General features: G+C 54.7%; 11 protein-coding genes and 3 pseudogenes. 5 read left to right on the plus strand and 9 right to left on the minus strand.

All coding sequences use genetic code 11. The features are described 5' to 3' along the window. Window positions 1–734: 734 nt before the first annotated feature. The 3 genes from EXE46_RS15315 to EXE46_RS15325 all read left to right on the plus strand — a co-directional run bounded on the left by EXE46_RS15315 (window position 735) and on the right by EXE46_RS15325 (window position 2,711). Window positions 735–1,004 carry an AbrB/MazE/SpoVT family DNA-binding domain-containing protein gene (locus EXE46_RS15315; protein WP_137689221.1) on the plus strand — a complete coding sequence of 90 codons (270 nt, stop codon included), beginning with the start codon at window positions 735–737 and terminating at the stop codon, window positions 1,002–1,004. After that, window positions 1,004–1,405, plus strand: a complete 402-nt coding sequence (locus EXE46_RS15320) for a PIN domain-containing protein (protein ID WP_137689222.1) — start codon at window positions 1,004–1,006, stop codon at window positions 1,403–1,405. Before EXE46_RS15315 ends, EXE46_RS15320 begins: the two co-directional genes overlap by 1 nt. Window positions 1,406–1,466: 61 nt before the next feature. Further along, the gene (locus tag EXE46_RS15325) at window positions 1,467–2,711 is read left to right on the plus strand and encodes a site-specific integrase (protein WP_199234193.1); all 1,245 of its coding nucleotides are present in this window, start codon (window positions 1,467–1,469) and stop codon (window positions 2,709–2,711) included. Between the two features lie 90 nt (window positions 2,712–2,801). On the opposite strand, the gene EXE46_RS15330 is transcribed toward EXE46_RS15325, so the two are convergent. The 3 genes and pseudogenes from EXE46_RS15330 to EXE46_RS15340 all read right to left on the minus strand — a co-directional run. Beyond that, window positions 2,802–3,383, minus strand: a complete 582-nt coding sequence (locus EXE46_RS15330) for a hypothetical protein (protein ID WP_137689224.1) — start codon at window positions 3,381–3,383, stop codon at window positions 2,802–2,804. Then, entirely contained in the window at window positions 3,380–4,180 is an 801-nt protein-coding gene (locus EXE46_RS15335; RefSeq protein ID WP_158413958.1) for a ParA family protein, read from the minus strand. Before EXE46_RS15335 ends, EXE46_RS15330 begins: the two co-directional genes overlap by 4 nt. Window positions 4,181–4,512: 332 nt before the next feature. Beyond that, window positions 4,513–4,860: pseudogene (locus EXE46_RS15340) on the minus strand (IS5/IS1182 family transposase); the annotation flags it as partial. A 143-nt stretch (window positions 4,861–5,003) separates the two neighbouring features. Here EXE46_RS15340 and EXE46_RS15345 point away from each other — a divergent pair. Continuing rightward, window positions 5,004–5,510 (plus strand): metal-dependent hydrolase, encoded by a 507-nt coding sequence (locus EXE46_RS15345; RefSeq protein WP_137689230.1) that lies wholly within the window; start codon window positions 5,004–5,006, stop codon window positions 5,508–5,510. Window positions 5,511–5,563: 53 nt separating this feature from the next. On the opposite strand, the gene EXE46_RS15350 is transcribed toward EXE46_RS15345, so the two are convergent. The 5 genes from EXE46_RS15350 to EXE46_RS15370 all read right to left on the minus strand — a co-directional run bounded on the left by EXE46_RS15350 (window position 5,564) and on the right by EXE46_RS15370 (window position 10,366). Next, on the minus strand, window positions 5,564–5,845 hold the full coding sequence (locus EXE46_RS15350) for a PadR family transcriptional regulator (protein ID WP_137689226.1): 282 nt from the start codon (window positions 5,843–5,845) through the stop codon (window positions 5,564–5,566). A 156-nt stretch (window positions 5,846–6,001) separates the two neighbouring features. After that, complete coding sequence (locus tag EXE46_RS15355; protein ID WP_137689227.1) at window positions 6,002–6,781, minus strand: DUF5821 family protein; 780 nt, start codon at window positions 6,779–6,781, stop codon at window positions 6,002–6,004. Window positions 6,782–7,386: 605 nt separating this feature from the next. Continuing rightward, entirely contained in the window at window positions 7,387–8,538 is a 1,152-nt protein-coding gene (locus EXE46_RS15360; protein ID WP_394348206.1) for an ABC transporter permease, read from the minus strand. Next, window positions 8,538–9,200: an ABC transporter ATP-binding protein gene (locus EXE46_RS15365; protein WP_137689228.1), complete on the minus strand. Its 663-nt coding sequence runs from the start codon at window positions 9,198–9,200 to the stop codon at window positions 8,538–8,540. Before EXE46_RS15365 ends, EXE46_RS15360 begins: the two co-directional genes overlap by 1 nt. Continuing rightward, window positions 9,197–10,366, minus strand: coding sequence for a CARDB domain-containing protein (locus tag EXE46_RS15370; protein WP_158413959.1), 1,170 nt, complete (start codon window positions 10,364–10,366; stop codon window positions 9,197–9,199). Before EXE46_RS15370 ends, EXE46_RS15365 begins: the two co-directional genes overlap by 4 nt. Before the next feature lie 341 nt (window positions 10,367–10,707). Between EXE46_RS15370 and EXE46_RS15375 the strand changes: the two are divergent. Continuing rightward, window positions 10,708–11,088, plus strand: a pseudogene (locus EXE46_RS15375) (IS1 family transposase); the annotation flags it as partial. Here the strand turns inward: EXE46_RS15375 and EXE46_RS15380 are convergent. Then, a pseudogene (locus EXE46_RS15380) lies at window positions 11,020–11,235 on the minus strand (IS1595 family transposase); the annotation flags it as partial. The pseudogenes EXE46_RS15375 and EXE46_RS15380 overlap by 69 nt on opposite strands.

Raw genomic sequence — 11,235 nt, forward strand, 5'->3', positions numbered from 1 at the left:
CCATCCGAGACGGAAGAGCCTCTGTTCAGTTCTCCGATCACGCTTCATCAGCGATTTGACTCAACACCGTCTTGCTCAACTATCCGCACAAACACCGCCTCGACGCGCCGCTAAACTACAACGGATGATAATAGCCCAGACTAAGAGTGAGCTTGACCAGCACACTAAATGGGTAGAAAAAGTAATTTCGTCAGAAGGTGGGTCTGTGAAGCGGATCCGCGGGAAATATATTGAGGCAATCCATAATTCTGGGCCACTGAGCACTCGTCACAATCAGTACCAACTTGAAATTCCGGTGAATGCAGCGGCCGCTCTTTCTTTTCCGGCCCCTGCTTCAACTTATCGAGATTACACACAGCAGTACGACTATACCCCAGACCCGACGTATCTTTCTTGATTTACTCTATACATATTATAATAATTCTAAAGCGCTATTCTAAGAAATTTACTTTGCTGATATCTCTGATTTTTATATAGCGATATATCATTTATCTTCTTAGCCCATTATCGCACCGTTATTTGTCCTGTTGCTGTTTTCTCCACTAGAAAACTGTACCGGACAACTTATAATTAAATCGAGTAAAACGCTCTACCCGCCGAAACCACCAGACTTAGAATCACTACTGTACGACGCACGGCCGCTCTTGCCGACGATCAGCCCAAACAGAGATGAGCGAAGTTCAACAGCAGACTGGGAAAGGATTCAAGGTTGTACATCAAATAGTAGTACTATAATGAGTACAACTAACGAAGGCCGGGTCGTCAATCTGAGTCAGAAAGGCCAGGCCACAATCCCCAAAGAGCTTCGGGAGAAGCACGGAATCCAACCAGGTAGTAGAGTTCGTATCCGGGAGAACGAGGAGGGAGATATCGTCGTCGAACCGCTTCCCAGTCTCCAAGACTTCCGTGGCGCCGCAACCACGTCGGAACGCGGTACGGCAATCCTCCAAGAAGAGCGAGAGGTTGACGAAGAACGGAGTCAGCGTCTCGAGCGAGACAACTAATGGATCATGTCGTATTCGACGCAGAACCACTGATTGCCTATTATTGGGACGAACCTGGAAGCGATGACGTTGAAGCAATCATTGACTGCGTGGAGGACGGCGAGTTGAAGGGGACAGTGAATACGGTCACCTGTACTGAGGTGCGATACGTGTGTGGACGTGACGACCCACAGACAGCGAAAGCATACGTCGCTCGTATTCGGGACTGGTGTGATGTCGTTACCGCCGAAGAGGTCTGGGAGTCGGCTGCCGATTACAAACGCGACTACAATGTCGCACTCGGCGACGCCTACACACTAGCCACAGCAGTGGCGAAAGAGGCGACAGCCTACACGGGTGCTGACGACGATTTCGACGACGTCGATGTGACTGTAAAGCGATTCCGCGAAGAGGGCGTCTAATGAGTCGACTTCCCGTCGAGTACCGATGACTAGGACAACCGACACACCACGCTACAGCACGATGGACCTCGAGGACGCCGAGGCCTTCTACCACGACGAGATCACGCCGCAGATGCGAGCTGAAGGACTGGATCCTGAGCACGAAACTCCTACGTATTCCTGGCTCGAATCACACTTCTCAGGGTTCATCAAACACCTCTCTCGGCAATTCGACCTCTCACCGGGCGACTTCTACGACAAGATCGGTGTTCCTGTCGAGCCCGAACAAGAGGTGGGACCGTTCGATTTTGTCGACGACGACGAGACGCGTGCAGCCCTCGAGGACTACCTCGTTGAGCTGCGTGACCGACAGGGGCGGGCGGAGTCGACAGTCGCCACACGCCGCTCTGTCCTCCGTCTCTACGTCCGGACGTACCAGGACGTGAACGGAACCGAAGATCTGCTCGGGCCGTTGCACGATGACGCTGTGCGGGCCGATGAGATGGACCGCGTCGCGGATACCTTCGATGTCCTCCGGCGCCGCGAAGATACGCTCACGACACACGCGTCGCGACGGAAGTACGTTCAGGAGGTTCGGCAGTTCTATACCCATCAGGTGACGTTCAAGGGCGCACGTCACAATCCGACTGACCAGCTAGAACGTCGCTTTGGGTGGGATTCAACGCCTGAGTGGGATAATCAGGCTCTCGAGGCTGACCAGATACGGCTACTTTACCAGACAGCTGACGATCCAGTTGACCGTCTTATCGTGATCGGGATCTGTGGGTGGGGACTTCGACCGAGCGAGGTTGCGTCGCTCCATATTGACCAGTTGGTCCTCGACCCACCAGAGGATGATACGGAGGCTGGGCCCTACATCGAGTTTGGCAGTGAACGGAAGAACGGACCTGGGACGGTCGCGCTCCTCACAGGTCTCGAGGATGTATCCGCGCGGATTGACGCCCTTGCTGAAAAAATAGGCAACGGCTGGATGGGCCATGTGTTTCCGTCGTCGACGGCGGAGAGCGGGCACCTGTCAACATCAACGATCCGGCGTCGGTTCAAGGACCTCGCAGAACGGGGTGGTGTGTCCGTTAATGGGGAGATCCCAACGCCGAAAATGGGTCGACGGTACTGGTACACGGCGTACGGAGAAGCAGTACGTCGGGTGGCCGAGCGGTTTGCAGACGTCGCTGAAGAGCAGGGATCGAAGTCGGCGGAGGTTGTCTTGGATAACTACCTCTCGGAGGCGGAGAAACGCAGGCATCGCCGGGAAGAGATGCGGGCGGATCTTGAAGGGCTGTTCGCAGAGAACACAGCTGCGTGATGACGTAGCGATCGGGCGTGTAGTGATGTGAAACAGGAGAATACGGGATTTTTCTCCTGGTATTTGTGATGTTTGGAGTGCCGGCGATAATCAGTCGAGTTCGAGTTCTTCTTCCAGCTGGGGACTTTGTAGTCCTGCCCGGAAGACGGCGTTGAAGAAGTCCTTGTTCTTCGAGAGATCGTCGCCGTGTGTAGCAAAGTACTCGGTATCGAGCTCTTTGTACTTCACCCGCATCTCCTGGTAAACGCTCTCGTAGAGGTAGACATTCACATTGTGGAGGTCGCGAACTACGATACCCTTTGCGTCTGCGTCGAGTGCCATCTGCCGGACGGTCTCTCCATCGGCTTCAACAGCGGAGTCGTCGATCTCACGTTCCGTATCTGTCGTATCTGAGGCATCTGTCGTGTCTTTGGGATCGGATGTGGTAGGCGATGATCCGTCATCAGATGTATCTGAGGTGTCTGAAGCATCTGAAATCTCCGTGGATTCTGCGGGGTCGGATGCAGTGGCGGCCGATTTCTTATCGGCTGTATCTGGTATATCTGATGTATTTGATCTATTTGAGGTGTCTGAGGTGTCTGTCGTTTCTGCACCGCCGCTCCGAACTTCGTCCATACTCCAAACGTCGCCCTTCCGCTCCTCGAGGTCGTCGTCCCCGTCGTTACTACTCATGCTTCCACCTCCGTCGTATGACGTTCAAGCATTTTCGCGATCTCGGTATAGGCCTCGCGCGCGTCCTCGGTCTTTGCGTCGTCTTCGTGGGTAAAGATGGAGACTCCGTTGTTCCAGGCACGCCGGATAGCGACGCGGTCAGGCACTTCGAAGACATCGTAGGGAGCGTCATTGAAGAACTCGATCATCTGCTTGGTATCGTTGTTCTGGACGCTCTCGACGGCGTTGATGACAATCCCGAGAATGTCGATGGTGTCGATCTGGCCAGGGAAACTACTTGAGAGGTAGGCGATTTCTTCGTTCATTTTCTCGATAGCACGGATGGACCGTCGGGTTGGCTCGACGGGAATAAGGACTTGTTCGGCCGTAAGGAGGGCATTATCGAGGATTTGGCTGAGATCGGGTGGGCAATCGATAAGGATGAAGTCATAGTCGTGGTCGAGCTCGTCGAGGGCAATTTTGAGCCGCATTTCGCTGTTTGCGACCTGCGTGACGAGCATATCCTTTAGCCCGTCCATTGCCTTGTTGGACGGAATGACGTCGAACTCATCGTGATGCTTGATGATGTCATTGATCTCTTCGGTGCGTGTCGGGTCAACCATCACCTGGTGGAGAGACGGAATCTTCTGATCGTAGAGGTCACGAAAGCCCGTACCTTCAGTGAGAGTTCCCTGTGGGTCAGCATCGATGAGGAGGACATCGTGACCTTGGTCCACGAGAGCACCACCGAGGTTGATCGTGGTAGTGGTCTTTCCGACCCCGCCTGCTTGATTTGAGATGGCGATTATTTGCGTCATATGTTCCATGTGTCTGAGGCATCTGATATAATTGTTTGCCAGACGCATCTGCTGTATCTGATGTATTTGAGGGGCGGTTTGAATTACAAATTGGAGTGAACCGCTTTAGGAATGATTGTATCTGATGGAACTGAATAATTCACTCTAAGCCGTCTGTTCGGCGTTTCTCTGCGGTATCTGACGCAACTATTGATCGTGTGTAAGTACTGAACTGAGCTGTCTGCTGTATCTGAGGTAACTGATATAACTGATTGTAGCATCGGCTTGTCGTCACTGCGGTATCTGATGTATCTGAGAGAATCAACGGTCGAGGATCGCTGCGACTGTAGGTGATCGAAAAACATGCTGTCAAGCGCCGCGTGGCCAGACTGCGGGTGCTGCTGCGTGGAAACGCGCAGCAGTGCTCGACACACCACACTTTCCGCCGATCAAACCACCTGTAGATCGTCATATGATCGGGGAGACCGTCTTGATCTATCAAGAGCATACAAACCTCGGCCATGTACTCCAGCCGATTCGTGTTTCACGGTAGCTGTGGGTCTCTTCGATCTGAAAACAGGGAAGAACGACGTGAACCCAGCGGGCGAACCCGCCTCTGGCGGGCTCACCCGCATGCTTCCCAACGCTTGTTTAGCTAGGTGACGACACTGCTCAATGAAGCCGAGGATATCGATCTCCATACAAGTTCGATTTCCTCGGCTTCACCCTTCTAAACTCGTCATATCGGCTAATAAGGTTGCTATTCAGCAGAGCGGTTGCGAGGGTGACTGTCACCGGAAATGCCGAAGGGCTGTTACCGATAGCGTTCGTCACCATAGACAAGATGCATCGACCAGGACACTACGGCGGGTCGCTGCTTGCGTATGCACCAGTCGGCTTTTTCGTAGTCGCGGCCGGTGCTGTGGAGCTCGCGATCGCCGGCGGCGCCGTCGCAGTCGCCGGAGCAATGATCCCCGACTGGGATCAACGTGTACCGTTTGTCCGCCACCGTGGGCCAACGCATACCGTGTGGTTCGCACTTCTTGTCGGTACCGTTCTCGGCATTGCTGGGGCTCTCGTCGGGAGTAGTATGGGTGTCGGCAGTGCGATCGCGCTCGGCGGTTTCGGATTCGTGGTCGGCGCCATAATCGTCATCGGACACCTCCTCGCGGATGTCCTTACGCCGATGGGCATTCGTCCGTTCGAACCGCTCCGAGACGACACGTACACGCTTGATGTCGCGAAGGCAGCGAATCCCCTCGCGAACTACGCGCTCCTCGCTCTCGGAGCCGTCACCTCAGTGATCGCGTTCCTTGCCGGCAGTGTTGTTGCTGGCGCCCTCGGCGTCTGAACAGCAGGTGAAGCCCTCACAACGCCGAGAGTGGTCCGAGTACGGCAGCTCAGTCACTCACTGTGGTCAATATACCTGGCTTCCCATTCAACCCGAGCTTCAATCTCTCTCGTGCCTCGACGGGTAGTGCTGTACTCGTTGGTTCGTCGATCGCGCTGTCCCTTTTCGATGAGTCCCTTCTCAACGAGCGTATCGAGATTCGGATAGAGTCGGCCATGATGGATTTCTTTTTCGTAGTAGTCCTCGAGTTCGTCTTTGATCGCGAGTCCGTGAGGGTCATCGAGTCCGGCAATGACGTACAGTAGGTCTCGCTGAAAGCCAGTGAGATCGTACATATCATATGTTACGTGTTCGAGTTTTGAAACACTATTGGTCTGGAGGCCGCGTGTTATGGAACCCGTCTCACACCCTCTAGGCGGTGATTTTGTCTGTTTGCTCTCACGCTTGAGTTGGAGAATGAGCGTATTCCCGTCGCTGTCGTCGGGTGGATGCTACAACGTGGACCGGAACTCGGTAGAGAGCGTTTTCAGGTCTACCGTAGCGATTTTGTCAGTTGCGAGAAGTCGAAGGCGTGGGCGGCCAACATCTATTGGGACTTTTTCAGTCTCGATGAGGCCAGCGTCTTCGAGTGCTGATTTGGCCCGTGAGAAGGTTGCTTTCGAAGCGATACCCGTATCTTCTCCCCATTTCGAGATATCGTAGAGGAGGGTCTCGTTGCGGGCTGCGAGGATGAGTATGATCTCGACGATACTGAGGTATTCGTTGCTCTTGGAAATCTCTTCAGCGTGTGTAAGGACTTGGTTGAGCTCGTCTGCCACGTCGTCGCCGATCTCTTCTCGGAGCGTTTGTTTCACTACTGAGAGGGCGGGTGTCCGGAGGTGATACTGCTCGGCGGCTTCGAATTTGGAGTCGAACTCACCGTAGATTGATGAGACCAGCTCGGGGTCCGAGCTCGAAATACTGTGCTTGTCCAACACAGGAACGACAGCCTCAGACTCGGTTGTGAAGATAGTATTCTCGACTGACTCCGTGAGTGTCCGGAGGCTGAGTTGCTCCCGGTGGATGAGTTCGGCTATTTTTGATGCCGTGAGGAAGCTGTAGAGGGCGTCTTTGATTTCAGCTGAGTCTGCGAGGAGCCGGACCTTGGGCTGATCCTCAACGGTTACTGCTTCCTCTGCGAAGGCTGCGATTTGTTCAGAGCGGGGATTGATATAGAGTGCTGGCTCGTCTCGGTCGGGGATCATCTGTGTGAAAATATGTTGTTTGGCCATTTTCTGTTACTTTGCGGAGATGTACTTAATAGATATGGTATCTGAGTGTTGGACTCTTTGGCCAGTTATGAGATAGCCAATCAGAGCCACGCGTTCTATGACGCTGTTGAATCATCGGCCTTTGACCACCCCAGTACCTCTTCACGCACGCTGGGGACTTAGCAGGCTTTCATCCCATCAGGGCCGTCTTTTTATTTTCCTCACCGTCCGCTGGATCGTCATTTCGATGAGGTCGAGAGAGATCTCTTCGAAGAATTTGACAACAAGTAGACTGAATGCTGAGCCAACCAGCTAGTACTCTGATCTTCGTCCAAATTGGTCGATGACTCGGTGGAAATCTCAAAAAGCACTCGGCCGCTCGACGTCCTGCGTCCGCGCGAGACAACTTTATTGGCTCTCATTCGCTACATTCACGAGAACGCCGATGCGCGCCTCATGCCTGCGGCGCTTGCGGGGTCGGGGGACGTTCACGGTGCTTCGCGCCGTGAGCTCGGGAGACGTAGTCTCCCGGTGGTCGAGATGGCCTAGTCCTTTCTGAGTTCGCCAAGAGTGTCGATGGCCCGCCGAGCGATATGTGGGCTTCCGCGTTGTATCTCTGTGATCTCTCACGAGCCACGAAGCGCGTCGACTGGCGATTCATTAGCAGCCTTCCACGCGGGGTAGATCCCACTCAGAACGCTTGCAACGAGAGCAAACGTGAATCCGTAAAGGAGGTACCTTGAACTTGACCACGCTAACGCGAGGGCTGGATCATTAGCTAATAGATGAAATATCACACAACCGACAGCGAGAGATCCGGCAGCACCGACGATTCCGCCGACGACACCCAAGAAGGCGGCTTCGATTAGGATCATTCGGAGTACTTCACCACGACGCACGCCAACGGCGCGCAACACGCCAATTTCGCCACGCCGCTCGATGGTACTCATTAACATGACGTTCAGAATGGCAACGCTCGCGACGAACAACGAAATCGATCCGATCCCGAGGAGTGCAAGTTCCAATGTGTCTGTGAATGACGTGATGTTTTCTTGTACACTCGCATAGGTTGTCACGCTGAGAACCTCGTCATCGTCTTCGTTGAAGTGTGCCTCTATCGCGTTTGCCGCGTCGGTTGCTGCAGGTCCATCCTCGGCGATGATGGTGACAGAATTGTAGTAGTCCTGCTCGTTAAACGCTGACAGGGGAAGAACGAGTTCACCGCCACTGTCGGGGCCGAACCCACTATCTGAGGCAATAAGTCCCCGAATACGGAACAGCTGGCCGTCGTATTCGATGGGGTCACCGATCTCAAGTCCGAGCGTCCGTGCGGTGCTCTCCGAGATGAGTGTCCCCGTCTCAAGACGTGTTGGTGCGTCGCCCACAGCGATATCGTACAGCGGCGCTGGGTTCTCTAGTCCTGTTACCTGAACATTCGCCTTCTCACCGTTCCGCGCGGACAGCTCTGTTCGATTTGTTTTTTGTGGAATGACGGTCGTGGCAGGCGCAACATCTCGAATCGTCTCGACTTGTGTCTCGGTGAGGCCGTCAGTGTCGATATCTTCTCCTGGCGAGACGATTGCCTGATCGGTGAGGCTGCCGAGACTCGATGTGGCCTGTTGTTCGAGTGCCACCCCAGCCATGCCGAGCGATGCGATCGCGATCACCCCGATCACAATGCCAAGCACTGCGAGCGCGGTCCGAGTTCGGTTCCGTCCGAGGTTTCGCCACGCCATGAGGACACTGGGGAAACGGCGAAGGCGGGTTGCAAGTCCCACTACTGGACCACCCCGTCGACGATCCGAACAACCCGGTCCGCGTATTCGACTAATTGCTCGTCGTGGGTGATCGAAACCACTGCGATATTCTCTTCTCGTTTTAGCCGAGTTATCTCGTCGAGAACCGTCGCACCCGTGTCTTGGTCGAGGTTCCCTGTTGGCTCGTCGGCAAGCAGAATATCGGGCTCATTGATGAGCGACCGTGCGATTGCGACCCGCTGTTGTTGCCCGCCGGAGAGTTCGTCAGGCGTGTGAGTGAGTCGCTCGCCAAGACCAACCCGCTCTAGCAGATCGACAGCGCGCTCTCTGCGGTCAACGTCAGTATCCCACATCGACGGGAGTTCAACGTTTTCCTCGGCTGTGAGCATCGGCAGCAGGTGGAAGTTTTGGAACACGAACCCGAGTTGGGACCGCCGCTCTTCCGTTCGCTCATCCTCACCAAAATCGGAGACATCGCGTCCAGCAAGGTAGATCTCACCCTCGGTCGGGATATCCAACAGCCCGATCATATTGAGCATCGTACTCTTTCCGCTCCCAGACGGTCCAGTGACGACGACCATTTCACCGCGGTCGGCATAGAAATTGACGTCTTTTAGCGCCTCAATCGTTTCAACCCCGGTTTCATAGCGCTTGACGACGCCGTCGAGCCGGATGACGCTCATTCTCGATTCCACAGGTAGCGTCCGATCCCACCCAATCCTACAATGACTATCACGCCGACAACAATCGGAATGACTGGGACTCCAGACTGACCCTGTCTGCCTCCAGAGGAGGTGGCCGCTGCTTGGGATTGATCCGGAGCACCCGTCGTGGTGTTGAGCGACGAGACATCGATTACTTGAGTCGTGGTGACGCGGTCATTATCAGCGATATACGCAATTTCAACGGGGACAGTATCTCCTTCAACGCTCGCCGAGAGTTGGAACGTCGCGAACTCGCTGGCGTCGACGGATCCGACAAAATATTCACCTGACCCGCCAGCCGGCGAGACGCCATCCGCGTTGGGGATACTGATAAGAACAGACTCGGCGTCTGTGCCTCCGATATTCGCTGCCTCCCCGTCGATGGAGAGCATCGAGCCGCCTCTCGTAACCTCAACGCTCGTTAATCGGATCTCGCCGATAACTTCGCGATCGATAGCACTCGTCCGCGTCGTCTCGTACCGCTCGCCGCGTGCGGTGTACTCGGCGGTGAACGTGACAGTATCAGTCGCGTACTCATCTGTATCAAATGTTATCGAGTCCGCCTCGTCTGGGCCGACATCAAACGCATCTCTGCGGTCACGAATGCGACCATCCGTCGCTGCGAGTATCTCGACGTCGGAGAGTTCGACGTTTCCGTAATTGGTGAGAGTGACGGTGGTCTCGTCGGAACCGTTCGCGGTCGTCGACAGCCCGCCGTTGATATCGAGCTCTTGGACATCCACTGTCACGGGACTATAGTAGGCGCGGAGGTTCCTTCCAGAGGCGCGTTCCGCAGAGACGTGCGCCTTGAGAGTTCTCTGTCCCGCTTGCTCAAAGCTCGTCGTCATTTGGACGGTGAGACTCCCACCGGGGGCAAGCGAGCCGACATCCTCGATGCGCTCGTAGTGTTCGCTGTTTGTTCGAAGCATGATACTCGAAACGTCGACGACACCGCTGCTGCCTTCTTGATTCGTCACGGTAACATTGAACGTCACCGTCTCACCAACGACTGGCTCGTCCGGTGATGAGTCGATAGAGACGCTGACTGCCGACTGTTGAGCGGAAACCACAGTTGTGACGCCAACCATTACAGACGCAACCACAAGGGCTGTAAGCAGCGTCGATAGCAGTTGTTGCCTCCTCACGAAGAGATCACCTGCAGTGGGGCAACGAGGGGAATCACCATCGGAAGAGGCCAGTGAAACTCGCACTGACTGCGTTGTTGGAGGGAACGTACCTGCACACCTCGCTCGAAACATGCTATGAATAAAAATACCAAGGCACCTGTCGCCAGCTCTTGGAATTCGAATCGTCAGGAACCCACGACTGAAGTCCTGTCTCTTACCCACAAATCGAGTTGTTCCTGAGATCGATGACTTCGGGAAAAATGCCGATACGCTCTTCTGTAGGAGATTGTTGATACTGCTGAGCTGTCGCTGTGGAGTCGAAGAGGACAAGCACACCGCGTCAGCGGTGTCCGACACGAATGATTCCGCTGGATGTGTTTGGGTCGGAATCGGTCGCAGCGGACCTGTTACAGCAGGTTCGCCGGCGTGACGGCGTTTCTTGTCCTCGCTGCCGTTCTGACCGGACGGTCAGAAACGGCAGCTATGGGCAGTTTCAGCGGTATCTGTGTAAGGATTGCGGCCGCACGTTCAACGACAAGACCGGCACGATCTTCGCTCACTCGAAGATCGCACTCCGCAAGTGGCTGTTTTCGATCTACGCGTTTTTGCGGTTTAACACGAGTCTCAGGCAGTTACAATGCGAAATCGAAGTCACCTACAAAACGATTCACAGGCGTGTCGAGCGCTTCAGCGAAGCGCTCGACGCGCCGGTAGATCGTCTTGTAGGAAGCATCAATATCTACGTATAGCTGCCTGAGATTCGTGTTGAAGCGGATGTAGATGTAGACTGCGAGAAACTATTTTCTGAGTACCACCGCAGAATGTTCGAAGATCGTGCCGGTCTGATCGTTGAATGTGCGGTCGTAATCCTTACACAGATACCGCTG

This window comes from Halorubrum sp. GN11_10-6_MGM (assembly GCF_005435165.1).
GTDB lineage: Archaea > Halobacteriota > Halobacteria > Halobacteriales > Haloferacaceae > Halorubrum.